24 protein-coding genes and 1 riboswitch are annotated in these 26,003 nt (G+C 73.0%); of the genes, 12 read left to right on the top strand and 12 right to left on the bottom strand.

All coding sequences use genetic code 11. From position 1 onward, the window contains the following. Positions 1 to 269: 269 nt before the first annotated feature. Positions 270 to 2,006, top strand: coding sequence for a hypothetical protein (locus ACIRPX_RS24040; RefSeq protein WP_404198123.1), 1,737 nt, complete (start codon positions 270 to 272; stop codon positions 2,004 to 2,006). Between the two features lie 6 nt (positions 2,007 to 2,012). On the opposite strand, the gene ACIRPX_RS24035 is transcribed toward ACIRPX_RS24040, so the two are convergent. Then, entirely contained in the window at positions 2,013 to 2,531 is a 519-nt protein-coding gene (locus ACIRPX_RS24035) for a YceI family protein (protein ID WP_404198080.1), read from the bottom strand. Positions 2,532 to 2,672: 141 nt separating this feature from the next. On the opposite strand from ACIRPX_RS24035, the gene ACIRPX_RS24030 reads away from it, so the two are divergent. Continuing rightward, on the top strand, positions 2,673 to 3,176 hold the full coding sequence (locus ACIRPX_RS24030; RefSeq protein WP_404198078.1) for a MarR family winged helix-turn-helix transcriptional regulator: 504 nt from the start codon (positions 2,673 to 2,675) through the stop codon (positions 3,174 to 3,176). Positions 3,177 to 3,258: 82 nt separating this feature from the next. Continuing rightward, entirely contained in the window at positions 3,259 to 6,396 is a 3,138-nt protein-coding gene (locus ACIRPX_RS24025) for an FAD-binding and (Fe-S)-binding domain-containing protein (protein WP_404198075.1), read from the top strand. A gap of 6 nt (positions 6,397 to 6,402) precedes the next feature. Here ACIRPX_RS24025 and ACIRPX_RS24020 read toward each other — a convergent pair whose 3' ends face one another. Then, positions 6,403 to 7,152: a YcnI family protein gene (locus ACIRPX_RS24020; RefSeq protein WP_404198073.1), complete on the bottom strand. Its 750-nt coding sequence runs from the start codon at positions 7,150 to 7,152 to the stop codon at positions 6,403 to 6,405. After that, positions 7,110 to 7,808, bottom strand: a complete 699-nt coding sequence (locus tag ACIRPX_RS24015) for a hypothetical protein (RefSeq protein WP_404198070.1) — start codon at positions 7,806 to 7,808, stop codon at positions 7,110 to 7,112. Before ACIRPX_RS24015 ends, ACIRPX_RS24020 begins: the two co-directional genes overlap by 43 nt. Before the next feature lie 105 nt (positions 7,809 to 7,913). Between ACIRPX_RS24015 and ACIRPX_RS24010 the strand changes: the two genes are divergently transcribed. Further along, positions 7,914 to 8,369 (top strand): DUF5990 family protein, encoded by a 456-nt coding sequence (locus ACIRPX_RS24010; RefSeq protein ID WP_404198067.1) that lies wholly within the window; start codon positions 7,914 to 7,916, stop codon positions 8,367 to 8,369. Between the two features lie 271 nt (positions 8,370 to 8,640). Here the strand turns inward: ACIRPX_RS24010 and ACIRPX_RS24005 are convergent, their stop codons facing one another. Both ACIRPX_RS24005 and ACIRPX_RS24000 read right to left on the bottom strand, forming a co-directional pair. After that, a complete protein-coding gene (locus tag ACIRPX_RS24005; protein ID WP_404198064.1) occupies positions 8,641 to 8,811 on the bottom strand; it encodes a hypothetical protein in 171 nt (56 codons plus the stop codon). 54 nt (positions 8,812 to 8,865) lie between these two features. Next, positions 8,866 to 9,822: an XdhC family protein gene (locus ACIRPX_RS24000; RefSeq protein ID WP_404198062.1), complete on the bottom strand. Its 957-nt coding sequence runs from the start codon at positions 9,820 to 9,822 to the stop codon at positions 8,866 to 8,868. 297 nt (positions 9,823 to 10,119) lie between these two features. Between ACIRPX_RS24000 and ACIRPX_RS23995 the strand changes: the two genes are divergently transcribed. Then, complete coding sequence (locus ACIRPX_RS23995; RefSeq protein WP_404198060.1) at positions 10,120 to 10,566, top strand: Fur family transcriptional regulator; 447 nt, start codon at positions 10,120 to 10,122, stop codon at positions 10,564 to 10,566. A gap of 24 nt (positions 10,567 to 10,590) precedes the next feature. Further along, positions 10,591 to 12,804 carry a catalase/peroxidase HPI gene (katG, locus tag ACIRPX_RS23990; protein ID WP_404198057.1) on the top strand — a complete coding sequence of 738 codons (2,214 nt, stop codon included), beginning with the start codon at positions 10,591 to 10,593 and terminating at the stop codon, positions 12,802 to 12,804. Positions 12,805 to 12,874: 70 nt separating this feature from the next. Here the strand turns inward: katG and ACIRPX_RS23985 are convergent, their stop codons facing one another. After that, positions 12,875 to 13,672 carry a class I SAM-dependent methyltransferase gene (locus ACIRPX_RS23985; protein ID WP_404198054.1) on the bottom strand — a complete coding sequence of 266 codons (798 nt, stop codon included), beginning with the start codon at positions 13,670 to 13,672 and terminating at the stop codon, positions 12,875 to 12,877. Positions 13,673 to 13,934: 262 nt separating this feature from the next. Between ACIRPX_RS23985 and ACIRPX_RS23980 the strand changes: the two genes are divergently transcribed. Beyond that, positions 13,935 to 14,525: a histidine phosphatase family protein gene (locus ACIRPX_RS23980; protein ID WP_404198051.1), complete on the top strand. Its 591-nt coding sequence runs from the start codon at positions 13,935 to 13,937 to the stop codon at positions 14,523 to 14,525. Positions 14,526 to 14,591: 66 nt separating this feature from the next. Here ACIRPX_RS23980 and ACIRPX_RS23975 read toward each other — a convergent pair whose 3' ends face one another. Continuing rightward, positions 14,592 to 15,344 carry a CbtA family protein gene (locus ACIRPX_RS23975; RefSeq protein WP_404198048.1) on the bottom strand — a complete coding sequence of 251 codons (753 nt, stop codon included), beginning with the start codon at positions 15,342 to 15,344 and terminating at the stop codon, positions 14,592 to 14,594. A gap of 22 nt (positions 15,345 to 15,366) precedes the next feature. Beyond that, complete coding sequence (locus ACIRPX_RS23970; protein WP_404198045.1) at positions 15,367 to 15,588, bottom strand: CbtB-domain containing protein; 222 nt, start codon at positions 15,586 to 15,588, stop codon at positions 15,367 to 15,369. A gap of 60 nt (positions 15,589 to 15,648) precedes the next feature. Next, positions 15,649 to 15,721: riboswitch (cobalamin riboswitch) on the bottom strand. 164 nt (positions 15,722 to 15,885) lie between these two features. Between ACIRPX_RS23970 and ACIRPX_RS23965 the strand changes: the two genes are divergently transcribed. Next, a complete protein-coding gene (locus ACIRPX_RS23965) occupies positions 15,886 to 16,971 on the top strand; it encodes an NAD-dependent epimerase/dehydratase family protein (protein ID WP_404198042.1) in 1,086 nt (361 codons plus the stop codon). Positions 16,972 to 16,975: 4 nt separating this feature from the next. Then, a complete protein-coding gene (locus ACIRPX_RS23960) occupies positions 16,976 to 17,956 on the top strand; it encodes an AraC family transcriptional regulator ligand-binding domain-containing protein (RefSeq protein ID WP_404198040.1) in 981 nt (326 codons plus the stop codon). Between the two features lie 284 nt (positions 17,957 to 18,240). On the opposite strand, the gene ACIRPX_RS23955 is transcribed toward ACIRPX_RS23960, so the two are convergent. The 4 genes from ACIRPX_RS23955 to ACIRPX_RS23940 all read right to left on the bottom strand — a co-directional run bounded on the left by ACIRPX_RS23955 (position 18,241) and on the right by ACIRPX_RS23940 (position 24,190). Beyond that, positions 18,241 to 18,534, bottom strand: coding sequence for a VapC toxin family PIN domain ribonuclease (locus ACIRPX_RS23955; RefSeq protein ID WP_404198037.1), 294 nt, complete (start codon positions 18,532 to 18,534; stop codon positions 18,241 to 18,243). Positions 18,535 to 18,994: 460 nt separating this feature from the next. Continuing rightward, positions 18,995 to 20,554, bottom strand: a complete 1,560-nt coding sequence (locus ACIRPX_RS23950) for an MFS transporter (RefSeq protein ID WP_404198034.1) — start codon at positions 20,552 to 20,554, stop codon at positions 18,995 to 18,997. A gap of 161 nt (positions 20,555 to 20,715) precedes the next feature. Further along, a complete protein-coding gene (locus ACIRPX_RS23945) occupies positions 20,716 to 22,044 on the bottom strand; it encodes a class I SAM-dependent RNA methyltransferase (protein ID WP_404198032.1) in 1,329 nt (442 codons plus the stop codon). 91 nt (positions 22,045 to 22,135) lie between these two features. Further along, complete coding sequence (locus ACIRPX_RS23940; protein WP_404198030.1) at positions 22,136 to 24,190, bottom strand: APC family permease; 2,055 nt, start codon at positions 24,188 to 24,190, stop codon at positions 22,136 to 22,138. Positions 24,191 to 24,346: 156 nt separating this feature from the next. Between ACIRPX_RS23940 and ACIRPX_RS23935 the strand changes: the two genes are divergently transcribed. From ACIRPX_RS23935 to ACIRPX_RS23925, 3 genes are all read left to right on the top strand, one after another. Further along, positions 24,347 to 24,514, top strand: a complete 168-nt coding sequence (locus ACIRPX_RS23935) for a hypothetical protein (protein ID WP_404198137.1) — start codon at positions 24,347 to 24,349, stop codon at positions 24,512 to 24,514. 125 nt (positions 24,515 to 24,639) lie between these two features. After that, on the top strand, positions 24,640 to 25,311 hold the full coding sequence (locus ACIRPX_RS23930) for a potassium channel family protein (RefSeq protein ID WP_404198027.1): 672 nt from the start codon (positions 24,640 to 24,642) through the stop codon (positions 25,309 to 25,311). Further along, positions 25,311 to 25,988 (top strand): potassium channel family protein, encoded by a 678-nt coding sequence (locus ACIRPX_RS23925; protein WP_404198024.1) that lies wholly within the window; start codon positions 25,311 to 25,313, stop codon positions 25,986 to 25,988. Before ACIRPX_RS23930 ends, ACIRPX_RS23925 begins: the two co-directional genes overlap by 1 nt. Positions 25,989 to 26,003: the final 15 nt, after the last annotated feature.

Here is a 26,003-nt window from a genome sequence, read left to right as displayed (position 1 = left end):
GCACTCCATGCCTGCACCGGCCAATTCTTACGCCATGTCACCCGTTCGGCCCAACAGCGACACGGTCAGCGACCGTCACAACCGTTCCCGGAGCCCCGGGCGTTGACGTCGGGAATGACCGATTCCTTCCCGATCGGGGCTTCTTACCGGCCTCACACCGGACTCTTCACCGCCCGCCACGCCCCGGTCACCGGGCACGGCTAGCCTCACCTGACGTGCACTTGGCAGAAGATCAGCCGGCGACGCCCGGTCGGCGGACGCGGCCGGTGGTGCCCTCCCCCGCTCCCGGCCAGGCCCGAGCGGGCGGCGCCCCCGGCACGCAGCCGCCCGCGCAGTGGCATCGCGTGCTGACGCTGCTGGCGGACGTCAGCCTCTTCATCGGCACCCGGTCGGTGTGGACCCAGGCAGCGAGCCACCGGCCGCCCGTGGCCGCGGTGATCTCGGTCTGCTACGCCTCGATCCTGGTGTGCGGCGTCCTGACGCCGGTGGTGCGCCGGACCCGTTCGCTGGCACGGCTGGACCTGTGCGTCCTGGTCACCGCCGTGACGCTCGCCCTGTGCACCTGGGTCATGAACCACGGCGGCTCCGACGAGGCGGTCCTGACCACCCAGGCCGCCCGGGAGATCGTCGCGGGCCACCCCGTCTACGGGCAGCCCTGGCCCTGGCTCTTCGGCCACGGCGTCGCCCTCACCCCGACCGTGACCGGCGGCTACGACTTCACCTACGGCTATCCGCCCCTGGCCCCGCTGCTCACGGCGCCGCTGCTGTGGCTGGGCCACGGCGGCGCCCCGGCGACCGCGGTGAGCACCGCGGCCCTCGTCGCCGGCACCGTCCTGCTGTGGCGCATGCTCCCCGCGCCGTGGCGGTCGGCGGCCACCATGGCCTGCCTCGGCTTCGGACTCCTGCCGAACTACGCCCGGCTCGGCTACCCGGCGATCACGGCCCTGGCCCTGCTGATCCCGGTGGTGGTGCACTGGCCGCGGATCGGGCGGGGCGGCCGGCTGGGACCGGCCGGCGTCGCCCGGGCCGTGTGCCTGGGCGCCGCCTGCGCGACGCAGCAACTGCCCTGGTTCCTCGCACCGTTCCTGCTGGCCGGGATCTACGCAGTGCGCCGGGGCGAGCTCGGCGCGCGCGGCGCGACGCCGCCGGTCCTGCGGATCGCCGGCATCGCCGCCACCGTGTGGCTGCTGATCAACACGTACTTCGCCGTGAGCGAGCCGGGCACCTGGATCGCCGGCATCGCGCTGCCGCTGACGCAGGGGGCGACCCTGCACGGGCAGGGCCTCGCGGACATCTCCCTCTACCTCACCGCCGGCAGCGACCGGCTCGACTGGTACGGGCACGCCAGTCTGCTGCTGGCCGCGGCCCTGCTCGCGCTGCTGGTGCTGTTCATGCGCCGCCTGGGCCCCGCGGCGACCGTCCTGCCCTGGTGCGCCTTCTACCTGGCGACCCGCTCCCAGGACGGCTACTACCTGATCATGACCCCGCTGTGGCTGGCCGCGGCGGTCACCGCTCCCCCGGCGGAGTTCGCCCGCGCCTGGCAGCCGCGCCCGCGTCCGCTGCGCGGCCCGCACCGCCGTACGGCACTGATCGCGGCGTGCGCGCTCCTGATCGCCCCGGCGCTCGCGAGCGCGGCCGTGGCGGCCACCGGGTCGCCGCCGCTGCGGATGCGCGTCACCGCGGTGCGGCGCCGGTCCGCGGACGTCGTCTCCGGGCTGACGCTCCAGGTCACGAACGGGGGCGGCGGCGCCCTGACGCCGCACTTCATGGTCACGAGGAACCAGGGCTCCGGCAGGTACTGGTCGCTGGTGCGGGGACCGGCGGCGGTGCCCGCCCACGGCACCGTACGGATGGAGATCCGTCCGGCTGCGGGGACGTACCTCCTGCCGGCCAGGCCGGGCACCCGGCTGCGCCTGCGGGCCTTCACGGCGGCGCCGCAGACGCTGTCGAGCACCTCCATCCGGCTCGAGGGGCGCACCGGAGCCGGTGCGCACCGGGCCCGCTGACCGGCGTCAGGCCGCGGGGCCGCGCACGAAGCGCAGTGCGGCCGTGACCGTGGTCAGACCGCGCATCATGCCCAGCTGGTTCCAGGTGAGGCCGAACTCGGCGCGGTCCACGGCGAACTCCGTCTCCAGGGTGAGCGCGTCGGCGTCCACGCCGGCCAGCCGCGCGGTGAGGGTCTGCGGACGGCTCACGCCGCGCACGGTGAGCTGACCGGAGACCTCGACGGTGTCGCCGGCCCCGGCCCTCGCGCCGCGCACGGCGAAGGTGATCTCGGGGTGGTGGTCCGCGTCGAAGAAGTCGGCGGAGCGCAGGTGGTCGTCGCGCTTCCGGTTCCCGGTGTCGAGCGTGCCGGCGTCCAGCGTCAGGGTTCCGGTGGCGGAGCCGTCGGGACGCACCTCGCCCTGTCCGCCGACGGCGCCGAAGGCGCCCTTGACGGTGACGAGGCCCCACATGGTCCGGTGGCGTACGGCGACGGTGGAGGCGGTCGCGTCCAGCTGCCACACACCGGTTTCGACGGCGACGGTCATGAGTTTCTCCCAGGGGATGCGAACGGCACGGGAACGGTGCCGCGAGCGATTGGTTCAAATTTGGATGACCACACGCTAGCCGGTTATCCAAATCTGGACAACCATCTCGTCCAAAAATGGACAACGGTTAGACTCGACCCCATGGCCGACCCCGAGGAGCACACCGGCGACCTGCCCGAATGCCCGTCCGCGCAGGGCGGCGGACTGCTGCCCAGGGAGCTGCGCGCGTGGATGGTGATGCTGGCGGCCATGGGGGCGGTGGAGCAGGAGCTGCGGTCCGTGCTGAAGGACCGGCTCGACGTCTCGCACGACGAGTTCCTGATCCTGTGCCTGCTCGCGGAGTCGCCCAGGCAGGGCCTGCGCATGACGCGCATCGCGGAGCTGCTCGGCCGTCCGAAGACCCGGCTCACCTACCAGATCGCCTGCCTCCAGCACGCGGGCCTGGTCACCCGCCAGTCGGTCTGCGGCGACCGGCGCGGCATCGAGGTCGCCCTCACCGAGAAGGCGCGCACCCTCCTGCAGGACGCCTCCGCCACCCTCGCCTCGACGGTCGCCGGGGCCCTTGCCCGCGTGATGGGACCGGACCAGCACGAGGCGATGTGCGGTCTGCTGCCGCGGCTCGCCGAGGAACCCGAGCCGCGGTAGCCGGCCGGACGGGTGACGCGCCCGCGCGCGGGTACCCGGCGGTCCCGTTCCTTGCCGTACCGGCGACCGCAGGAGGACCTCCATGGGCGCACTCGACCTGCCCGCACCCGTCGTCCGCGCCGAAGCCGCGCCCCCCGTGGACGCCGCGCGGCTCGAGGCCGCGCTCCGCGAGAGAGTCGACGGCGAGGTCCGTTTCGACCCCGGCAGCCGGGCCGCGTACTCCACCGACGCCTCCAACTTCCGGCAGACCCCGATCGGCGTGGTCGTGCCCCGCACCCCGGAAGCCGCCGTCGAGGCGGTGGCCGTCGCGCGCGAGCACGACGCGCCCGTCCTCTCGCGCGGCGGCGGCACCAGCCTGGCCGGGCAGTGCACCAACGCGGCCGTGGTGATCGACTGGTCGAAGTACTGCAACCGGCTGGAGTCCGTGGACGAACAGGCCCGCACCTGCGTCGTCCAGCCCGGCATCGTCCTCGACGAGCTCAACCGGCAGCTGGCCCCCAGCGGCCTGCGCTACGGCCCCGAGCCCGCCACCCACGCCAACTGCTGCGTCGGCGGCATGATCGGCAACAACTCCTGCGGCGCCACGGCCCAGGCGTACGGCAAGGTCGTCGACAACATCGCCCGCCTGGAGGTGCTGCTCTACGACGGCACCCGCTTCTGGTGCGGCGAGACGAGCGACGAGGAGTACGCCGAGATCGAGCGGCAGGGTGACCTGCGGGCCACGGTCTACCGGCGGCTGCGCGCCCTGCGGGACCGCTACGGCGACGAGGTGCGCCGCCGCTACCCGGACATCCCGCGCCGGGTCTCCGGCTACAACCTGGACTCCCTGCTGCCGGAGCACGGCTTCGACGTCGCCGGGCTGCTCGTCGGCAGCGAGTCGACCCTGGTCACCGTGGTGCGGGCCGAGCTGGAACTGGTGCCCGTGGTCGAGGAACGCACCCTGGTCGTGCTCGGGTTCCCGGAGATCGCGGTGGCCGCCGACGCCGTACCGGCGATCCTGCCGTACGAGCCGATCGCGCTGGAGGGCCTCGACGCGCGGCTGCTCAGGGACGAGCGGATCAAGGGCCTCAACCCGAAGGCGCGACAGCAGATGCCCGACGGGAACGCCTTCCTGATGGTGCAGTTCGGCGGCGACACCACCGACGAGGCGGACGGCCGGGCGCAGCGGATGCTGCGGGGACTGCACGAGTCCGAGCACGACGCCGAGGTCGCCTTCCTCGACGACCCCGCCCACGAGGACGAGTTGTGGCAGGTGCGCGAGGCCGGGCTGGGCGCCACCGCGCACGTCCCGGAGCACGCCGACACCTTCGAGGGCTGGGAGGACTCGGCGGTGGCACCCGAGCGGCTGGGCGACTATCTGCGCCGGCTGACGAGGCTGTACGCGGAGTTCGGGTATCTGAGCGACACCGGGCCCAGTCTCTACGGCCACTTCGGGCAGGGCTGTGTGCACACCCGCATCCCCTTCGACCTGTACTCGGCCGACGGGGTGGCCTCCTACCGGCGGTTCATGGAGCGGGCGGCGGAGCTGGTCGCCGGCCTCGGCGGGTCCTTCTCCGGGGAGCACGGGGACGGGCAGAGCCGGGGCGAGCTGCTGCCGCGGATGTTCGGGGACGAACTGGTCGAGGCCTTCGGGCGGTTGAAGGCCGTCTTCGACCCGCTGAACCGGATGAACCCGGGCAAGGCCGTGGCGCCGTACGGGCTGGACGAGAACCTCCGCCTCGGCGCGGGCTGGGCGCCGAACGCACCCGGCGACCTGCATTTCCGGTTCCCGGACGACGGCGGGTCGTTCGCCAGGGCGGCCAACCGCTGCGTGGGCGTGGGCAGATGCCGGCAGCTCACCACCGACGGCGGCACGGTGATGTGCCCCTCGTACCAGGTGACGCACGAGGAGGAGCACTCCACGCGCGGGCGGGCGCGGCTGCTGTTCGAGATGCTCGACGGCCACGGCGACAGCGCCGTCCAGGACGGCTGGCGGTCCGAGGCGGTGCGCGACGCGCTCGACCTGTGCCTGGCCTGCAAGGGATGCAAGAAGGACTGCCCGGCCGATGTCGACATGGCCACCTACAAGGCGGAGTTCCTCGCCCACCACTACGCGGGACGGCCCTGGCGCCGGCCGCGGTCCGACCTCTCCATGGGCTGGCTGCCGCTGCTCGCCCAGGCCGTCGGCCGTTCCCGCCTCGGCCCGCTCGTCAACGTCCTCACCCACACCCCGCCGCTGTCGGGGGCGGCCCGCGCGCTCGCGGGCGTCGAGGACCGGGAGGTGCCGCTGTTCGCGGAGCGGTCGCTCCAGCAGTGGTTCGCCGCACGCCGTGCGCCGAGCGGGGGCGCCCGGCCGTCCGGCGACGGGTCGCGCGGCACCGTGCTGCTGTGGCCCGACACCTTCACCAACTTCTTCCACCCGCACGTCGGACGGGCGGCCGTGACGGTGCTGGAGCACGCGGGGTGGCGGGTCGAACTGCCCCAGGAGCCGCTGTGCTGCGGGCTGACCTGGATCTCCACCGGCCAACTGGACATGGCCGAAAGGGTGTTGAGCCGTACCGTGCGGCATCTGGCCGGGCACGTCCGGGCCGGCGGGCTCGTGGTGGGCCTGGAGCCGAGCTGCACCACCGTGTTCCGTTCGGACCTGGGCGAGCTCCTCCCCGGCGACCACGACGTGCGCAGGCTGCGCGACCGAACCGTGACGCTCGCGGAGCTGCTCACCGAGCACTCCCCCGGCTACGAGCCACCGCGGGTGCCGGACCGTGCGGCGCGGGCCCTGGCCCAGGTGCACTGCCACCAGCACGCGGTGCTCGGCTGGAACGCCGACCAGGACCTGCTGAAGCGGGCGGGCGTCGACGCCGAGCGGCTGGCGTCCGGCTGCTGCGGACTGGCCGGCAACTTCGGCTTCGAACGCGGCCATCTGGAGGTCAGCGAGGCCTGCGCGGAACGGGTCCTGCTGCCCCGGCTGCGCGAGGAGGACGCGGGGACCGTCCTCCTCGCCGACGGGTTCAGCTGCCGGACCCAGGTCCACACGTTCGACAGCGGCGGCCATGAGGGCGTGCACCTGGCCGAGTTGCTGGCCTCGGGCCTGCCCGCGGGCGCGCACGGCAGCGCGTACGCCACCGGCCCGGGCGTACGGCCGGCCCCGCCGGGACGACGCGCCAGGACCCTGGCCCTGGCCGGGGCCGGGCTGGGCGCGGCGCTCGCCGCGGCGGGGGTCACCCGCGGGCTGCGGCGGTAGCGGCCGTCAGGAACCGGTGCCGGAACGGCCGCGCAGGAGGGCGACCGCGGCGGCCGCCAGGCCCAGCACCCCCACGACCAGTCCGGCGACCGCGAGAGCGCGGGCGGTGGAGTCGCCGCCGTCCGAGGAGGCGGACGCGGCGGGGGCCTTCGACGCGGGCGCCGAGGCCCCCGGGCCGTCGCCCGCGTCGCCCCCCTCGTCCGCGGCGGCCTGCGCGGTCAGCTTGAGGACGGGTGCCGGGTTCTCCGGCTCGTCCCCGCCGGACTGAGGCTTCTCGATCCAGCGGACGGTCTTGCCGTCCGAGTAGGTCTGCAGGGTCTTGAAGACCAACTGGTCGCCGCTGTCGGGCAGTTGACCGAAGGCGACGTCGAAGTCCTCGTACTGGCCGGCGCCGATCTTCCCGCCGGTCCAGGTGATCTCGGAGACGGCGTCGGTGATGGTGCCGTCGTCGGTCTTCACCGGCGTCTTCAGCTTCGTGTGGGTGACCTTGGCCGTCCAGCCGTCCCGCGGCGGCGAGACGAGCACACCGAGGACGGGATGGTCGGTGGGCAGGAAGACCTGCACCTTGGTGGTCCTTGCCGTGTCCTCCTCGTTGGGGACCCGGAAGGTCAGGACGCCGTCCGTGGCGCCCTTCGCATAGCTGTCGGGGTGCACGGTGACGTGCGCAAAGGCCGCGCCCGCGGCGGCGAGGACCCCGGCGGCGGCCAGGGCGGTCACGGCGCCGGCGCGGCGCAGGGCGGTGGGTGCGATGGACATGACTGGGTCGGTCTCCGTACTGGTGAGGGGTGTCGAGGTCGGCTCGCGTACGACGTCCCCGCCGGTGGACCGCGCCGCTGCACCGCGTGCCGCAGCAGGAGCCGCCGCAGCCGCGGCGGACCGCCGGACCCCGGGCGTACGGCGTCCTGCGCGTCCGGCACCCCCCGGACCCCACCGCACACCTGCCACCAGGCCGCGAGGCCCGGCACGAGCCGGGCGGCCCGGCGCAGCAGCGACCACACCGCGGCCTCGCCGCGCCGCAGCCACCACGTGAGCAGCACGGCCGCACCGACATGCGCGACGGTGGCGTGCGGTGCGAGGGCGTGCGCGTGGGCCATGCCCATGCCGTCCACGGCCTGTGTACCGCCCATGCCGGGCATGTCCCGCGCGGTCGTCCCCGCGTACGGCCGTGCGAGGACGAAGGCCAGGTGCAGTCCGCCCTGGGCCGTGAGGGTGCCCGTGCCGATGGCGGGCAGCGACCGCTCACGGCCGGCCAGCAGACAGCCGGCGGCGAAGACCGGCCCGAACCCGGCGGCCTGCACCCACACGGGCGGCACCATCCCCGTCCCGAGGGCATGGCCGCCGGTGGCGAGCAGCACGCACAGCGCGGCGAACACCGCCGCGCGCGTCACGCGTACCGAAGGAGCCGCCCTCATGCCGCCCGATCCTGCCACGCCCGCGACCGGCCCCGCCGTGCGGATGCCGGCGCGCACCGGTGCACACTGAAGACCCACGGACCGGACGGCGAAGGCGGTGACGGGATGCGCATCCGGATCGACGGCGTGGACCTGCCCGGTCTCAGGTGCGGGCCCGGCGACGGCGTCCCGTCGTACACGAACATCCATGTGGCCGTGCAACGCCGGGACCGGCCGGCCGAGTTGCTCGACCCGCAGCCCGGCGACGCCGTCCGTGCGAGCTGGACACTGGAGTGCACGGTCACCGGTACGGACGTCAAGGGGCCCTACGTTCAAGGGCGTCCCGGCAACCGGTTCGTCTATCTGTCGTGGGGCACGGTCGACGGTCGTGGTGCCTTCGCCATGTTCCGGCGCGCCAAGCTGATGCTGGACGCGGTGCCCGCGGAGGTGCTCGGGGCCGCCGTGCGCGAAGGGCTCCTGGTGGGGCGGCTCGGACTGACCGACGGGCGGGGTCACCCCCTGTGCGCCCGGGTCGTGCCGCCGCGTATCACCTGGAGTGCCCGGCCCGCCGGCCGGAGCTGACCGGGCGTACGCCGCCATCCGTCCGCGCGGTGGGCCGCCGGGGTCTTGCGTGCCGCCGGCGCCCGCACGGTTGCGGTGCTCGGCGCCGGCGTGGACGCCGTGTTCGCGCCGCCGGTGCGGCGCACGGAGCCGACGACGCGGGAGATCCGGGCCGCGGTGGACGGGAGCGCGGGTGACGCGGGCCGGGTGACCCGGTCGCCCGGTGACGGAGCCGGTGGACGCGGACGGGGTGCGCCGCGCGCCGGTGGCGCCGGTCCGGGACGGGGCCGGCTCACGCTTCGCGGTGCGGGTGTCCGCCGTCCACCCGGATCGCCCGGACACCGCTGCCGTACCGGGCCCCGCACCGCTCCCGCGGCAGCACCGGCGCATGCGCGACGTCGGGGTCGGTCTCCGCCCAGGACGGCGGCGCGTGGTGGCCGTCGGTGCCGGTGACCGCACGCACCTGACGCCGCGGTGCCCGCCCTCCGGGCGGACGACGGGAATCGTCAGACACCCCCTAGGACACAAGTGCCGTGAGGACCTCCGCGCAGATGGACATGGCGGTCTCCGCGGGGGTGCGGGCGCCGATGTCCAGGCCGATCGGGCCGTGGATGCGCCCGAGGAGCCGCTCGTCCAGGCCCGCCTCGGCCAGGCCCGCGGCCCGGCGCTCCTGCGTGTGGCGCGAGCCCAGCGCACCCACGTAGGGGATGCCCGAGGCGAGCGCCGTGCGCAGGGTGGGGACGTCGACCTCGGGCTCATGGCTGAGCATGATCAGGCAGGCGGCCGCGGGGCGTTCGGCGAGGAGCTTGGCGGCGTCCGGCGCGGCCGCGGTGACGGCGGCCTGCCAGCCGAGCAACTCCGCCTGGGAGACGAGGAGTCCGGCGAGTTCACCGCCGCCGACGATGACGAGACGGGGGACGGCGGGGCAGGTCTCGATCAGGACGAGCCCGGCCTCGGTGGCCTGCACCTCGCGGCCGGCGTGACGGCGGGCGAGCAGGGCGCGGGCCCGGGCGGCGGCCTGCGGCGGCAGGTCCGCGTCGTCCGGGCCCGGGGCCGGGGTGACCACCGTGCTGACGGCGTGGGCGCGCCGCTCGTCGAGCCAGGTGATCAGCGCGGCGTCGCCGCCGGCCGCGAGCACCTCCCACCAGCGGGCCGGCACCGCGGGCAGCGGCTGGAGCAGGATCTCGGCCTGTCCGCCGCAGGTCAGCCCCGCTTCCCCGACCTCGTCCTGGTGGACGGCCACCGCGCACACGCGGGCGGTGTGCCCCGGCGCGAGCGTCGCGGCCTCCTCGGCCAGCCGCCGGTCGAAGGCGCCCCGGTAGAGGCTGCCGTGGCAGGTCCCGTCCGCGTCGATCAGGAGCGCGTCGGCCGGGCGCCTGGGCCCGAACCCCCGCTCGGTCACCGGCCGCGCGAGGACCGCCGCGCCACGGCCGAGGGCCGCCCACTGCCGTGCCGTTTCCGCCAGTTCACGCATGTCCCCAGCGTAGTCAGTACCCGTCCCGTCCGTACCGCCTGCCGGTGGCGGGCCGCATGACCGAGGCCGCCGCGCCCGCCGGACGAGGGGGCGGCACCCGGGACGCCCGTGGCGCGGGTGCCTCGACGCAGGTCAGGAGGGCGCACCGGACGGACGGCGGCGGGGCGGCGCCCCCCGCCCGCACGGGGCGTGAGGGGGTGGCGCACCCGCCCTTCATCCGCCGTTCGGAGCGGCGCGGCAAAACTTGGCCAGTTCGTTTTCTTGAACTCTTCGTGTTTATCGGGCTAGGTTGATCCCATGACCGCGTCCCAGACCCCGAACACCGCCGCTGAGCTGCGCGGTGCCGGCCTGCGGGTGACGGCCGCCCGCGTAGCGCTGCTCGAGACCGTCCGCGAGGGCGACCACCTCGGCGTCGAAGCGATCGCGTCGGGAGTACGCGACCGCGTGGGCCACATATCCCTGCAGGCCGTGTACGAGGCTCTCCACGCGCTCACCACGGCCAAACTCGTGCGCCGCCTCGAACCGCCGGGCAGTGCCGTCCGGTTCGAGGGACGGGTCGGCGACAACCATCACCACCTCGTGTGCCGATCGTGCGGAACCGTCGTCGACGTCGACTGCGCGGTGGGCCACGCACCCTGTCTGACCGCCTCGGACGACCGCGGCTTCGCGGTCGACGAGGCCGAGGTCATCTACTGGGGCCTGTGCCCCGCCTGCTCCACCGAAGCCCCCACGTCAGCACCCTGATCCACCCAGTTCGGAAGGACTGTCATGTCTGAGAACCCCGATGCAATCGTGACCGATCCCAAGGCGGAGGGCACCGGCGGCTGCCCGGTCGCGCACGAGCGTGCCGCGCACCCGACTCAGGGTGGCGGCAACCGCCAGTGGTGGCCGGAGCGGCTGAACCTGAAGATCCTCGCCAAGAACCCCGACGTGGCGAACCCGCTCGGCAAGGACTTCGACTACGCCGCCGCCTTTGAGGCCCTCGACCTCGCGGCCGTGAAACAGGACATCGCCGAGGTGCTCACCACCTCGCAGGACTGGTGGCCCGCGGACTTCGGCAACTACGGCCCGCTGATGATCCGTATGGCCTGGCACAGCGCGGGCACCTACCGCATCAGCGACGGCCGCGGCGGCGCCGGCGCCGGCCAGCAGCGCTTCGCCCCGCTCAACAGCTGGCCGGACAACGCCAGCCTCGACAAGGCCCGCCGTCTGCTGTGGCCGGTCAAGAAGAAGTACGGCCAGAGCATCTCCTGGGCCGACCTGATGGTCCTCACCGGCAACGTCGCGCTGGAGCAGATGGGCTTCGCGACCTTCGGCTTCGGCGGCGGCCGCGAGGACGTCTGGGAGGCCGAGGAGGACGTCTACTGGGGTCCCGAGACCACCTGGCTGGACGACCGGCGCTACACCGGCGACCGTGAGCTGGAGAACCCGCTCGGCGCCGTCCAGATGGGCCTGATCTACGTCAACCCCGAGGGCCCGAACGGCAACCCGGACCCGATCGCCGCCGCCCGCGACATCCGCGAGACCTTCCGCCGGATGGCGATGAACGACGAGGAGACCGTCGCCCTCATCGCCGGCGGCCACACCTTCGGCAAGACCCACGGCGCGGGCCCCGCGGACAACGTCGGCGCCGACCCCGAGGCCGCCCCGATGGAGCAGCAGGGCCTGGGCTGGCGGAGCACGTACGGCACGGGCGTGGGCAAGGACGCGATCACGTCCGGCCTGGAGGTCACCTGGACCACCACCCCCACGCAGTGGAGCAACGGCTTCTTCAAGAACCTCTTCGAGTACGAGTACGAGCTCGTCCAGAGCCCGGCCGGCGCCAACCAGTGGGAGGCGAAGGACGCCCCCCAGACCGTTCCGGACGCCTTCGACCCGGAGAAGAAGCACCGCCCGACGATGCTCACCACCGACCTGTCGCTGCGCTTCGACCCGATCTACGAGCCCATCGCCCGCCGGTTCTACGAGAACCCGCAGGAGTTCGCGGATGCGTTCGCCCGCGCCTGGTACAAGCTGACCCACCGCGACATGGGCCCGAAGTCCCTGTACCTGGGCCCGGAGGTGCCCGCGGAGACGCTGCTGTGGCAGGACCCGCTGCCCGCGGCCGAGGGCGAGGCCGTCGACGCCGCCGACGTGACGGCGCTCAAGGCGAAGATCCTCGACTCCGGTCTGACCGTCCCGCAGCTGATCGGCGCGGCCTGGGCGTCGGCCTCGACGTTCCGCGGCTCCGACAAGCGCGGCGGCGCCAACGGCGCCCGCGTCCGCCTCGAGCCGCAGCGCGGCTGGGAGGTCAACAACCCGGACGAGCTCGCGCAGGTCCTGCGCACCCTGGAGAGCATCCAGGCCGACTTCAACTCCGGCGCCAAGAAGGTCTCCGTCGCCGACCTGATCGTCCTCGGCGGCAGCGCGGCCGTGGAGAAGGCGGCCAAGGACGCCGGCGTGGAGGTCGAGGTGCCGTTCGCGGCCGGCCGTGTCGACGCGACCGACGAGCACACCGACGCCGAGTCGTTCGCCGCGCTGGAGCCGCAGTACGACGGCTTCCGCAACTACGTCGGCAAGGGCAACCGCCTGCCGGCCGAGTACCTGCTGCTGGACCGCGCGAACCTGCTCGACCTGAGCGCCCCCGAGATGACCGCCCTGGTCGGCGGTCTGCGTGTCCTGGGTGCGAACTACGACGGTTCGAAGCACGGCGTCCTCACCGAGACGCCGGGCCGGCTGACCAACGACTTCTTCGTCAACCTGCTCGACCTGGGCACGACCTGGAAGTCGACGTCCGCGGACCAGACCACCTTCGAGGGCCGCGACGCCTCCGGCGCTCTCAAGTGGACCGGCACCCGTGCCGACCTCGTCTTCGGCTCCAACTCCGAGCTGCGCGCCCTCGCGGAGGTCTACGCCGCCGACGACGCCAAGGAGAAGTTCGTGACGGACTTCGTCAAGGCGTGGGTCAAGGTCATGAACCTGGACCGGTTCGACCTCGTCTGATCGCACCGCACCGCACGCCGGGGCCGGCCCGCATCGGGCCGGCCCCGGCCGTCTTGGGGACCGCGGTCCCTCACGGACGCCGCCCGACCGCGACGAAGGTGGCGGCGAAGAAGCGGCGTTCGCCGCTCCCCTCCTTCTCGGCCTCCTGGAAGGCCGCGTCCCAGCGGGCGACGTCGTCCGGCCCCGCCAGCCCCTCGGCGACCAGGGCCTCCCGGGCGGCCCAGGCGGGGCCGCGCATCCCGGGTGGCGGCGTGACGACGTCGATGTGACCCTCGAAGACGGCGACGTCCAGCCCGGCGGCGACGAGCAGTTCGTCGAGCCGCGTGCCGATGCTCAGGTCGTCGCCCCGGCGCCGGTGCAGTTCGCCGTACAGCTCGTGCATCTCGTCGAAGACGGGCGGGGCGTTGCGCATCCCGGAGGAGCCGATGTCGATGTCGACGAGGTACACGGTGCCGCCGCCGGGTCGGGCGAGCGTGGCCAGGTGGTCGACGATCGCCTGCTCCTGCCCGCCGTTGTGGGCCAGCACGTGCCGCATCATGACCAGGTCGAACGTGCCGGCGTCCAGCCCCGTGCGCGCGGCCGAACCGAGCCCGGTGTGCACCGCGACACCCGTGCGCTCGGCGAGCGCCGACGCGACGGCCAGCGCGTCGGCGTCCCGGTCGACCGCCCACACCGCTCCGTTGGGGGCCGCCAGGCGCGCCAGCCGCACCGCGACCGCGCCGGGTCCGCATCCGACGTCCGCGATCCGCGCACCGGGGCCCGCCCCGGCCTCCGCCCACAGCTCACGCTCGCGCCGCTCGGCGGCGTCCGCCATGAGCCGGTAGCGCCGGATCTCCGCGTCACTGAGGGTCAGGGAGTAGTCGGCCACGTCAGCCCTGCCTTTCCTCGGCCGCGGGCGCGGCGCACCCGCGGGGGCCACCGTCAGCACCATGCCACGCGGGGGCCGCGCGGGCACGGCGGACGCCCGAGCGGACGGCGGGCGCAGAGCCTCGTGACGGCCGCGCGAACGGTGCGCGCGGAGGTGTAGGAGGCTGTACGGGCGGTGCCGGTGCCACGGGGCGGACGGCACCGCCCGCCCGCCCCGGGCGAGCGCCGCCCCGCCCCGCCCCGCCCCGGACGACAGGACCACCGTGACCAGCCGTGTCACCCTCATCTCGCCCGCCATGAACCGGTCGCTGCGCCAGGCGCGCTTCGACGACGGCACGACGTCGCTGGACGACGGCGGCACGGCGCTGGCCCGCGCCGCGGCCGGGACCCTGCCGCCCGCCGCGCGTCTCGTCGTCTCGCCCGGTGCGCGCTGCCGCGAGACCGCCACGGCGCTCGGGCTGGGCGCCGCCGAACCGCTGGCGGAACTGGCCGGTCTGCGGACGGGCCGCTGGGCGGGCCGCACGCTGGACGAGGTGGGCGGGTCCGAACCGGAGGCGGTGGCCCGGTGGTTGACCGATCCGGACTGCGCGCCGCACGGCGGGGAGTCGGTGGCGGACCTGTGCCTGCGCGTCGGGCGCTGGCTGGACACCGCGTCGCGGACGGACGGCCGCACCCTCGCCGTGGTCGAGCCGGACGTCGTACGGGCCGTGGTGGTACGGGTGTTGGGGGCGCCCGCGGCCGCCTTCTGGCGCGCCGACGTGCCCCCGCTGACGGCGACCGAGATCAGCGGGCGGGCGGGGCGCTGGAACCTGCGGCTGGGGAACCCGCTGCGGCCGGAGCCGGCCGGCGGCTGACCCCGGTACGCGAGAGGGCCCGCGGAGGGTTCCGCGGGCCCTGTGGTGCGCTCGGTTCGGCCGCCGTCAGCCGGGCGCGGTGACCGCCGACGGCGTGGCCGCCTTCGCGGGCCGGGGGTTGAGCAGCCGCTGCGCCAACTCGCCGAAGGCGAGCCCGAATGCTCCCCACAGCGTGAACTGGATGGCCAGCGCCGACAGCCGGAAGCGCCACAGCACGGTGGCCGGGAAGTGCGCGGGCACCTCGTTGACCACCGGCAGGAACGCGAAGGCCACACCGATCACCAGGGCGAACGCGGCCACCGCGACGACGGTGGCGTACCAGTTGCCCAGTCTTGGGGCGAGCCGCTTGCCCAGGATGGTCGCGGCGACCGCGAGGAGCACGCTCAGCACCATCATCAGGAAGTACAGGGTGGTCCGCTTGCCGATGGTGTCGGCGTTGCCGACGGCGGGCGGGTTCGCCGGGTACTTCAGGAACGGCACCACGTAGACCGCGAGCAGGGCGCAGCCGGACAGCAGCAGCGCGGTGGCCCGCGGGCCGAAGCGGCCGACCCGGCCGAGCGCGAAGCAGTACGCGAGCGCGGCGATGCCGCCGAAGGCGACGCCGTAGATCAGCACACCGGTGGCCAGGCCGGCGGTCGACTGCAGGCCACGGGAGACGATCTCCATCTCGTGTTCGTGGGAGTGCGCCTCCTCGAAGCCGATCGCCTTGTCGACGTTGGGTTCACCGAGGAAGTAGGCGGCGACCAGAGCGAGCACGCCGGCCGCGAGGCCGGCGAGCATGCCCCGCACGAGCAGTTTTCTCACCGTTGCGGAGTTCATGAGGATGTCGGGGTCCCTCGCGTCAGTGGCAGGGGAAACCGAGCAGATGGCGGGCGTCGTGCACCCACTCGTGGACGTCCGAGCCGGAGAGGACGGAGGTGGCGCCCTGCTCGGCGCCGACGAAGTACAGCAGGACCAGCATCAGGATGCCGAAGAAGACCGCCCACGGGGCGATCGCGCCGATCGGCAGCTTGGCGGGGAGGGTGGGAGTGGTGGCAGTCGGCTGCGCGACATGCTGCGCCATGGCAGTGCCTCTCCGGGAGTTCGCGTCCCTTTTCGATGGTGCACAGGACGAGGGCTACGGGTCTGACTCGCCGCCGCCCTTGCGAGGCTGCGGCACACAGTGGCGCGACCGTGCCGGATTCCCACCGGCTTCCGTCTTGCCCTCGTCGATATCGCATCGACGGTATCGCGTGTCGCGAACATGGCCAATACCGCCCGACCAGGCGTGATCTTTCTCGCGATCACGCGGCGGGGGGCGGCGGCGACGCTTGGCGTGATCCGACAAGAAATGCCCGCCGTGGCGCCGTACGGTCGAGACATGCACGAAGAACCAGACCTGACCGGCATCCCCGTGGACACGTCCGCCCCCGTCCTGGTCACCGGCGCGACCGGATACGTCGCCGGGTGGCTCGTCAAGGGACTCCTCGACGCAGGTGTCACGGTGCATGCCGCGGTGCGCGACCCGCACGACACTGCCAAGATCCAGCACCTCGTGGACTTCGCGGAGCTGTCGCCGGGTGCCATCGAGTTCTTCGCCGCGGACCTGCTCGCGGAGGGCTCCTACACCGATGCGATGGGGGGCTGCCGCATCGTGTTCCACACCGCGTCGCCGTTCACGACCCAGGTGGAGGATCCGCAGCGCGAGCTGGTGGATCCGGCCGTCCAGGGCACCCGTACCGTCCTGCAGAGCGCCGACGCGACCCCCTCGGTGCAGCGCGTCGTCCTGACCTCCTCCTGCGCCGCGATCTACACCGACGCCGCCGACTGCGCCGCCGCCCCGGACGGACGGCTGACCGAGGACGTCTGGAACACCACCGCCTCGCTGGACCACCAGCCCTACAGCTACTCCAAGCTGCTGGCCGAGCGGGCCGCCTGGGACATCGCCGACGCGCAGAGCCGCTGGCGGCTCGTCGTCGTCAATCCGTCCCTGGTCATCGGGCCCTCGGTCAATGCCCGGCCCACGTCCGAAAGCTTCTCCATCGTGCGGCAGCTGGGCGACGGCACCATGCGCCGGGGCGCCCCCCGGGCCGGGCTCGGCGTGGTCGACGTCCGCGACCTGGCCCGCGCGCACATCGCCGCGGCCTACCAGCCCGACGCCCACGGCCGCCACATCCTCTCCGGCCACGACACGGACCTGCTCGAACTCTCCCGGGTGCTGCTGCCGCGCTTCGGGGACCGTTTCCCGCTCCCCCGGCGTGCGCTGCCCAAGCCCCTGGTCTGGCTGGCGGCGCCGAGCGCCGGGCTCACCCGCACCTTCGTCAGCCGGAACGTCGGCGTGGAATGGCACGCGGACAACGGCAAGAGCCGCCGGGAGCTCGGCATGGTCTACCGGCCGCTCCAGGAGTCGATGGAGGACATGTTCGAGCAGCTCGTCGAGCGGGACGCGGTCGGCGCCCGCGCGTAGCGCCGTGTCGACCTACTCCCTCGCCCCGGGATGGCACCGCGTCCTGTCCGCCCTCGGCCTGGCCCCGGACGCCCTGCTACGGCAGGCGCATCTGCCGGCGGACCTGCTGCACCGTCCGGGGGCCCGGATCGGCGCCGAGGGCTACTTCGCGCTGTGGGAGGCGGCCGACACCCTGTATCCCGGCCCCGACTTCGCCGTCGCGGCCGCCTCTGCGGTGTCGGCCGACCATTTCGACGCCCCCCTCTTCGCCGGGCTGGCCAGCCGCGACCTGGCACAGGCGGCGCAGCGCATCGCCGTCTACAAGCGGCTCATCTACCCGGTGACCCTGGACGTGCGCACCGATGCGGGCCTGCGGATCGCGCTGCGACCGCGGGACCCCTTCAACCCGCCCGCCGTGCTGGAGCGGTTCGAGCTGCTCTTCTGGGTGGCCTTCGCACGGCTGGCGACAGGAGCCCGGGTGGGGCCGGTGCGGATCACGGTCCCGGACCCGCCGGACGACCAGACCGCCGTGGCGGACTTCCTCGACGGCGCCCGGTTCGTCCGCGGTCGCCGCGCCGAGGTGGTCTTCTCCCCGTACGACATGCGCCGCCCGTTCGTGACCGGCGTGCGCACCGGCATGTGGGAGCACCTGGAGACGGGGCTGCGCCGGAGTCTGCACGATCTCGAACAGTCCGCGACCTGGGCCGACCGCACGCACGCGGCCCTGCTGACCTGCCTGCCGGCGGGGCGTCGCACGCTCGCCGACGTGGCACTCGAGCTGGCCACCAGCCCGCGCACCCTGCAGCGCCGCCTGGAGGCGGAGAGCACGTCCTTCCAGATGGTCCTCGCCCAGACCCGGGAACGGCTGGCGCGCGCGTACCTGCGACGTTCCACCCTGTCGAGCACCGAGATCGCGTTCCTCGTCGGATACGACGAACTGACCTCCTTCCACCGCGCCCTGCGGCGATGGACGGGCGAGACACCGCGCAGCCTGCGCTCCGCGTGAGCGGGCCGGCGGCCGCCGTCAGCGGTCGCGTCCGACCCAGAGACGCCGCGCCACGGCGGCCATCCGGAAGTTCCCGGCCGGCCGGAGTTCGAGCAGCTCAGCGACGTGCCGAATATGCCATTCCCTGTCGAATTCGACGCCGTGCGCGCATACCTACCGCATGACATACCCGGCGCATTCCGGCACGACCGACGGCACCGCCGAAATCGCGATCCCCGGACCGAGAGCGGGTCAGGAACGCTTCGCCGCCGGCTCCAGGATCGCCCCGCACTCCAGGTGGCGGGTCATCGGAACGGTGTCACCGGAACCGCATCCGGGAAACTGCAGGTCAGTACCGCGTCGGTGTCGTACTCAGCGGCTATGGCCACGCTCGCCGCGTCCGCGAGGTCCAGGCCCAGGTCGCGATACCGGGCGCGTACCGACCGGGCGACACCCGGATGGCCCTCCGTGATCTCGGGCAGAACGACACGACCTCGTCGCACCCCATGACGGATGTCGTCGACCGCACTGAACGCCGCTGCACGACCGAGCTCGCGCGTGGCGACGTGGTCGATCTCCGCGAGCAGCGGCGGGGACATCGCCAGGAGCCATGACGGCTTCGTTCGACGCTTGGTACTCGGGGTGGGCGGAGTCGAGCGCCGCGAGCGGCCCGGAGGCATCCGCGACGACGACGATCACGCCTCAGTCATCGGAGCGAGGCCGGCCCGGGCGAGCAACGGGGAACACGAGGCCAGATCGGTTCTTGGCTCGCTGCCCGCGTCGGCGGCCGGGGCCGGGTCGCCGCTGATGCCGGCCGTCACGATGGCCCCAGATCGCCCGCCGTTCACGCGGGAGACCGCGCTGCGGAAGGTCCAGGCCACTGGGAACGCAGGGAACACCCGCGGCCCCGGCGGCCGGCATCCGCCCGCACCCGGACTCGACGCGGCGGAACCGGGACGTGTTCATCAGCGGCCGTGCCAGGACACCGCGCCCGCCGCCTCGTGCCGGCTCCCGCTGCCGCACGCCGCCGACGGAGCGCGGCCCCGGTGCGGCCGCCCCCTACCGGGGCGTCCTGCGGCGTGGCAGCGGCACCAGAGCCAGTCCCGCCACCATGAGCGGCAGGAAGCTGACCAGCAGCATGGTGCGTTGCAGCGCCTGGGTGAAGTCCAGCCCGAGGTGGAGTCCGGAAGCCTGACGGAGCAGGTTCGGATCGTAGACGCCGCCGCCGACGTTCTGTGCCATCGCACTGCGTACGGCATCCACGGCCTGCTGAGCCTCGTTCACGGACAGATCGCGTGACTGCGCGTCCGCCAGCCAGCGCCGCTGGAAGAAGAAGTTGAAGAGCAGGAGGTAGACGGTGGGCCCGAGTGCCGAGCCGGTCATCCCGAAAGCCATCTGCACGGAGGCCACCGTGCCGGACCGCCCCGGCGGTGCCTGGGCGAGGACCGTCTCGGACACCGCTGTGGAGGTGACCAGCGCCCCCAGGTTGGTCAGCCATGTGGCCAGTACGAGCAGCCACAGCGCCATCGTGGGGCTGACGGTGCCGGCCAGCAGCAGACCGCTCGCCGCCATCGCGAGCAGACCGGTGACCATCACCGGCCGGGGACTGTGCTTCCCGACCAGACGCCCGGCCAGGATCACGGCGCCGGCGACGAGAAGCGTGCCGGGCAGGTACAACAGGCCGATCTTCTCGGGGGACAGCCTCAGCACCACGCTGCCGAACTGCCCCAGAACCAGGCTGAGCCCGACCCCCAGGAAGTTCAGTGTGAGGGCCGCCGCCAGGGCCACACCGAACGGTGCGCTGCGGAACAGCGCCAGATCCAGCGCGGGTTGGGCGGTGCGGCGGGCATGCAGCACGTAGAACACGACGGCGACCGCACTGATCACCAGCGGTACCCAGGTCTGAGGCCGGGAGACGCCGTTCTGCGCCGCGGCGAGACCGACGACCAAGGTCAGCAGGGCCGCTCCGATCAGGCTGACACCGGTCACGTCCACGGGGCGCCCCTGCTGAGCGGGGGTCGGCGGCACATACCGGGCCGTCAGCCACAGCGAGACCAGGGCGAGCGCAGGGGCGATCAGGAACAGGAACCGCCAGCCGACGGCCGCCACCGCCCAGCCCGTGAACGCGGGGATCACCCCGCACAGGGCCATCTCGACGCCCATCAGGACACCGATGGCCGCCGGCCGTTGCTCCTCGGTCACCGACACTTTCAGCAGGGCCAGCGACACCCCCAGCAGCATGGTCATCCCCAGCCCGTCCAGGAACCGCATCGCCAGCAGGAATCCGTAGCCGGGGGAGAACGCGGAGAGCACGTTGACGACCGTGACGACCACCAGTCCCCGCATCAGCATCCGCTTGAGTCCCACGGTGTCCGCGAGGCTGCCCGCGGCGAGGACGGAGGCGGCCATCACCAGCGTCGCGGCGCCGCTCAGCAGACCGACGGCCTGGGGCGGCACCTGCAGGGCCCGGTCCACCTGGGCCAGGTTCAGGCTGAGGACCAACGGGTCGACCACCGTGACGGTGAAGGCGAGGGAGAGCCCGAGGACGATCGCCAGAGGCAATCCCCTGGCAGGCGACCCGACCGCCGGCGCGGCACCTCCGCTGCTTCCACGTCCCATGCCGGTCGACGCTAGCCCGGTGCCGGCGGACTGTCCGACGTGCCCGGTCCAACACGCACGGAAGCCAGACGATCGGGTCAGCGGGGAAACGGGCCGTGACCCGAGGCCCTACCGCCCGCAACGCCCGCACCGCGCCTGATGCGCACGGACAAAACCGCCGTTCAGGAGCCCTTCGCGGCCGGTTCGAGGATGGCGACACACTCCAGGTGGTGGGTCATCGGGAACAGGTCGAACGCCCGCAGCGTGCGCACCCGGTAGCCGCCGTCCCGGAAGTACGCCAGGTCCCGGGCGAGCGCGGCCGGGTCGCAGGCGACGTAGGCGATCCTGCGTGCGCCGAGGGAGGCCAGGTGCGCCACCGTGTCGCGGCCCGCGCCCGCCCGCGGCGGGTCCAGGACGATGAGGTCGACCTCGGTGATGCCGGTGCGCGGCAGCACGGCCTCCACCTTGCCGTGCTCGATGCGCACCCGGTCGAAGCCCTCCAAGTTGTGCCGGGCGTCCTCCACGGCGCGCTTGCCGGACTCGATGCCGAGCACCGCGCCCCGCTCGCCGAGCCGGTCGGCGAGCGCGCCCGCGAACAGGCCGACGCCGCAGTACAGGTCGAGCGCCGTCTCGCCCTTGCGCGGCAGCAGGCCCTGCATCACGGCGGTCACCAGGGTGTCCGCCGACTTCGGGTGGACCTGCCAGAAGCCGCCGTTGCCGACCCGGTAGGTGCGCCCGTCCGCGCGCTCACGGACGAAGGGACGGCCGTGCACACGGTGCACCCCGCCGTCCTTCTCCCCGACGCGCATCACCGACACCGGCTTGTCCAGCTCCACGATCGGCAGGCGGGCGCCCGGACGCGGCGTCAGGATCACCTGGCGGTCCTGCGAACCGGTCGCCGCGATCGCGTCGACGGAGGCCATGCCGCTCCAGTCGCGCTTCTCGATGCCCAGCTCGCTCACCCCGGGGGCGGCGATCATGCAGTGGTCGACCGGCTCGACCTCGTGCGAGCGGTGGCGGCGCAGACCGGCGTGCCCAGCGGCGTCCACCGCGTACTGCACGCGCGTGCGCCAGGCGGGTACCTCACCCGCGGGCAGCTTGTCGCCCTCGGCGGGCATCACCGTGCCGTCCCACCCGGCCTCCTCGGGCGTGAGGCCCGCGAGCCGCCGCAGCTGCTCGGCGAGGACCTCGCCCTTGAGCCGGCGCTGTGCGCCCGGCTTGGCGTGCTGCCAGTCGCAGCCGCCGCAGCGGCCGGGACCGGCGTAGGGGCAGGGCGCCTCGATGCGGTCCTTGGCGGCGTTGATGATCTCGACCGCGTCCGCGCGCAGGTACCGTGCGCCCTCCTCGCCCTCGGTGACCCGTGCCACGACCAGCTCGCCGGGCAGCGCGTGCCGGACGAACAGGACCTGGCCCTCGGGGGTGCGGGCGACGCAGTGCCCGCCGTGGGCGACGGGTCCGACCTCGACCTCGTACTCCTCCCCCACCAGCGACTTCTTCGGTTCTGCCTGCATGGCGGGGTGACTCCACAACGTCGGATGCGAAACGGCCGGACAACAGCCCACCAGTCTACGTGGGTGTCGTCCGGCCGCTGACCGGCGAGCCTCAGCCCTGGCTGCCGGTGTGCTCCTTCGGGCGGCCGGACTGGGCGGGACCGCGCCGCACCGAACCCGGCGCGCTCCAGTCCTGCCGCCTGCGGGCCCGCACCTTCGCGGCCTCCGAGGACTCCAGCTGGTAGGGCACCGAGGTGACCATGACACCGGGCGTGAACAGCAGCCGGCCCTTCAGCCGCAGCGCGCTCTGGTTGTGCAGCAGGTGCTCGTACCAGTGGCCCACCACGTACTCGGGGATGATCACGGACACGGCGTCCCGCGGCGACTGGTTGCGCAGCCCCTTCACGTACTCGATGATCGGGCGCGTGATCTCGCGGTACGGCGAGTCCAGCACCTTCAGCGGTACGTCGATGCCGCGCCGCTCCCACTCCTGCCGCAGCGCCTTCGTCTCCGCCGGGTCGACGTTGACGGTCAGCGCCTCCAGGGTGTCCGAGCGCATCAGCTTGGCGTAGGCGAGGGCGCGCAGCGTGGGGCGGTGGATCTTCGAGATCAGGACGACCGAGTGCACGCGGGAGGGCCGCACGCTGTCCTCGCTCGGGCCCTCGGGGGCCGCGATCTCGGAGGCGACCCGGTCGTAGTGCTTACGGATGGCCGTCATCGTCGCGTAGAAGATGCACATGCCCAGCAGCGCCACCCAGGCGCCGTGCGTGAACTTGGTGACGAGGACGACCACCAGCACCAGGCCGGTGAAGAAGGCGCCGAAGGTGTTGATGGCGCGCGAGCGGACCATGTGGCTGCGCCGGGCGGGGTCCTTCTCGACGGCCAGATGGCGGTTCCAGTGCCGGACCATGCCGGTCTGGCTGAGCGTGAAGGACATGAACACGCCGACGATGTACAGCTGGATGAGCCGGGTCGAGTCGGCGCCGTAGATGACGACGAGCAGGGTCGCCGCGCCGGCCAGCAGTACGATGCCGTTGGAGAAGGCGAGGCGGTCGCCGCGGGTGTGCAGCTGGCGGGGCAGGTAGCGGTCCTGGGCAAGGATCGAGCCGAGCACCGGGAAGCCGTTGTAGGCGGTGTTGGCGGCCAGGAACAGCACCAGCGCGGTGGCCGCGGCGAGCACCACGAAGAAGAAGCTGCCCTTGCCGAAGACGGCCTCGGCGACCTGTGTGATCACCGGGTTCTGCACATATCCGGAGCCGACGCCCACACCGTGCTCGAGCAGGTCGGTGGCCGGGTTCTCGACCATGCGGACCTTGGTCGCCAGGGCGAGGGCGATGATGCCGCAGAACATGGTGACGGCGAGCAGGCCCATCATCGCGAGCGTGGTCGCCGCGTTCTTGGACTTGGGCTTCCTGAAGGCCGGCACACCGTTGGAGATCGCCTCGACGCCGGTGAGCGCGGCACAGCCGGAGGAGAAGGCCCGCAGCAGCAGGAAGACCAGGGCGAATCCGGCGAGGCCCTGGTGCTCGGCCTTGATGGTGTACTGCGCCGTCGGTGCCCGCATGGTGTCGCCGAGCACCAGACCGCGGAAGGCGCCCCACGCGACCATGATGAACACGCCGCCGACGAACACGTACGTCGGGATCGCGAAGAGCTTTCCGGACTCCTTGACGCCGCGCAGGTTCATCAGGGTCAGCAGCACGATCACGGTGACCGCGCAGAAGACCTTGTGCTCGACCACGAAGGGGATCGCCGAGCCGAGGTTCTCGATGCCGGACGCGATCGACACGGCCACGGTGAGGACGTAGTCGACGAGCAGGGCGCTGGCCACGGTCAGGCCCGCCTTGGGGCCCAGGTTGGTGGTCGCGACCTCGTAGTCGCCGCCGCCGCTGGGGTAGGCGTGCACGTTCTGCCGGTAGGAGGCGACCACGGTGAACATCAGCACCACGACCGCGAGCGCGATCCAGGGGCTGAAGTGGTACGCCGACACGCCTGCGATGGACAGGACCAGCAGGACCTCGCCGGGGGCGTACGCCACCGAGGACAGCGGGTCGGAAGCGAAGACGGGGAGGGCGATGCGCTTCGGCAGGAGCGTTTCGCCGAGCCGGTCGCTGCGCAGTGCGCGCCCGATCAGAATCCGTTTGGGCACGTCGGTCAGTTTGGACACAACAGGTAATCGTAGGCGTTCGAACGCGCGCCGAACCACCTCCCCCACCCTCGATCGCGCGGGAACCGGGAACCGCCGCCCGCGGATCTGCCCTCCGGGTGAAAACGGCGGGGCCACGGCTGCGGATTCCGCGGCCCGCCGTCGCGTCATGCCTATATGACAAGCACCGCTCCACTCATCGCTCTACTCACCGCCGTCGTCGCCCTGTTGCCGTTCCCCGGAGGTTCCATGCACGCCACCGCAGAGTTGATCGGCGCCGCGGCGGCCCTCGTCGGCCTCGGAATCCTGACACTCGCCAGCGTCCGCAGCATCAGCCGCCGCTGACCTCACACGCCGCGCGGCAACCGTGCACAGGGGTGCCTGCGTCTCCCCGCTGGTGTGTAGCTTTGGGCGTCGGTCTGAGACCCTGATCGGGCTGAGCAGTGATTCTTGACACCGGAAGGACGGTCGTGCACATCGTCATCATGGGCTGCGGAAGAGTGGGTTCCGCTCTTGCCCAGACCCTGGAGCAGCAGGGGCACACGGTCGCCGTGATCGACCGGGACCCCACGGCCTTCCGCCGCCTCGGCCCCGGATTCGGCGGCCGCCGGGTCACCGGAATCGGCTTCGACCAGGACACCCTGCGTGAGGCGGGCATCGAAGAGGCCGGCGCCTTCGCCGCCGTGTCCAGCGGCGACAACTCGAACATCATCTCCGCGCGCGTGGCCCGCGAGATGTTCGGTGTGGAGAACGTCGCCGCCCGCATCTACGACCCGCGCCGTGCCGAGGTCTACCAGCGCCTCGGCATCCCCACCGTCGCGACGGTGCGCTGGACGGCCGACCAGATGCTGCGCCGGCTGCTCCCCTCGGGCGCCGAGCCCCTGTGGCGCGATCCCACCGGCGGCGTCCAGCTCGCCGAGGTGCACGCGTCCGCCGCCTGGGTCGGCCACAAGATCAGCAGGCTGCAGGAGGAGACGGGCGTCCGCGTGGCGTTCCTGACCCGGCTCGGCGAGGCGATCCTGCCCACCTCCCAGACGGTGCTGCAGGAGGGCGACCTGGTGCACGTGATGATGCGCACCGACGAGGTCGACACGGTCGAGGCGTCCTTCGCCAAGGGCCCGGACGAGGAGGGTGGGCACTGATGAGGGTCGCCATTGCCGGTGCCGGTGCGGTCGGCCGCTCGATCGCGGGCGAGCTGCTGGAGAACGGCCACGAGGTCCTGCTCATCGACAAGACGCCGACCGCCATCTCGGTGGAGCGTGTCCCACAGGCGGAGTGGCTGCTCGCCGACGCCTGCGAGATCACCTCGCTGGACGAGGCGGCGCTCCAGCGCTGCAACGTCGTGATCGCCGCGACGGGCGACGACAAGGTGAACCTGGTCGTCTCGCTCCTCGCCAAGACGGAGTACGGCGTCCCGCGCGTCGTGGCCCGCGTCAACAACCCCAAGAACGAGTGGCTCTTCAACGAGTCCTGGGGCGTCGACGTCGCCGTCTCCACCCCCCGTCTGATGTCCGCCCTGGTCGAGGAGGCGGTGAGCGTCGGCGACCTGGTCCGCCTGCTCCGCTTCAGCCACGGTGACGCGAACCTGGTGGAGCTGACGCTGCCGGAGGAGTCGGCCCTGGCCGGCACCCAGGTCGGCGATGTGGCGTGGCCCGAGGACACCTCCCTGGTCACCATCATCCGCGGCACCCGCGTCCTGACGCCCTCCAGGGAGGACTCCCTGGAGGCGGGCGACGAGCTGCTCTTCGTGGCCGCCCAGGCCAGGGAGGAGCAGCTGGAGGACCTGCTGTCGCTGCGCAGGCAGGACACGACGGGCTGACCCGGCCCGCCACCG

The sequence above is a fragment of the Streptomyces sp. NPDC101225 genome (genome assembly GCF_044767585.1).
Taxonomy (GTDB): Bacteria; Actinomycetota; Actinomycetes; order Streptomycetales; family Streptomycetaceae; genus Streptomyces.
Note: the sequence above shows the minus strand (reverse complement) of the source record. Positions and strands in the feature narration are given on the sequence as shown.

Bases quoted from the DNA above. Each gene is read 5' to 3' on its own strand.
- ACIRPX_RS23955 (WP_404198037.1), bottom strand. From the start codon at position 18,534: ATGTCCCCGCCGCTGCTCGCGGAGATCGACCACGTCGCCACGCGCGAG.
- ACIRPX_RS24020 (WP_404198073.1), bottom strand. From the start codon at position 7,152: ATGTCCATCGCACCCACCGCCCTGCGCCGCGCCGGCGCCGTGACCGCC.
- ACIRPX_RS23970 (WP_404198045.1), bottom strand. From the start codon at position 15,588: ATGGCGCAGCATGTCGCGCAGCCGACTGCCACCACTCCCACCCTCCCC.
- ACIRPX_RS24035 (WP_404198080.1), bottom strand. From the start codon at position 2,531: ATGACCGTCGCCGTCGAAACCGGTGTGTGGCAGCTGGACGCGACCGCC.
- ACIRPX_RS23950 (WP_404198034.1), bottom strand. From the start codon at position 20,554: ATGGGACGTGGAAGCAGCGGAGGTGCCGCGCCGGCGGTCGGGTCGCCT.
- ACIRPX_RS24000 (WP_404198062.1), bottom strand. From the start codon at position 9,822: ATGCGTGAACTGGCGGAAACGGCACGGCAGTGGGCGGCCCTCGGCCGT.
- katG (WP_404198057.1), top strand. From the start codon at position 10,591: ATGTCTGAGAACCCCGATGCAATCGTGACCGATCCCAAGGCGGAGGGC.
- ACIRPX_RS23945 (WP_404198032.1), bottom strand. From the start codon at position 22,044: ATGCAGGCAGAACCGAAGAAGTCGCTGGTGGGGGAGGAGTACGAGGTC.
- ACIRPX_RS24030 (WP_404198078.1), top strand. From the start codon at position 2,673: ATGGCCGACCCCGAGGAGCACACCGGCGACCTGCCCGAATGCCCGTCC.
- ACIRPX_RS23925 (WP_404198024.1), top strand. From the start codon at position 25,311: ATGAGGGTCGCCATTGCCGGTGCCGGTGCGGTCGGCCGCTCGATCGCG.
- ACIRPX_RS23995 (WP_404198060.1), top strand. From the start codon at position 10,120: ATGACCGCGTCCCAGACCCCGAACACCGCCGCTGAGCTGCGCGGTGCC.
- ACIRPX_RS23975 (WP_404198048.1), bottom strand. From the start codon at position 15,344: ATGAACTCCGCAACGGTGAGAAAACTGCTCGTGCGGGGCATGCTCGCC.
- ACIRPX_RS23965 (WP_404198042.1), top strand. From the start codon at position 15,886: ATGCACGAAGAACCAGACCTGACCGGCATCCCCGTGGACACGTCCGCC.
- ACIRPX_RS24010 (WP_404198067.1), top strand. From the start codon at position 7,914: ATGCGCATCCGGATCGACGGCGTGGACCTGCCCGGTCTCAGGTGCGGG.
- ACIRPX_RS23935 (WP_404198137.1), top strand. From the start codon at position 24,347: ATGACAAGCACCGCTCCACTCATCGCTCTACTCACCGCCGTCGTCGCC.
- ACIRPX_RS24025 (WP_404198075.1), top strand. From the start codon at position 3,259: ATGGGCGCACTCGACCTGCCCGCACCCGTCGTCCGCGCCGAAGCCGCG.
- ACIRPX_RS24015 (WP_404198070.1), bottom strand. From the start codon at position 7,808: ATGAGGGCGGCTCCTTCGGTACGCGTGACGCGCGCGGCGGTGTTCGCC.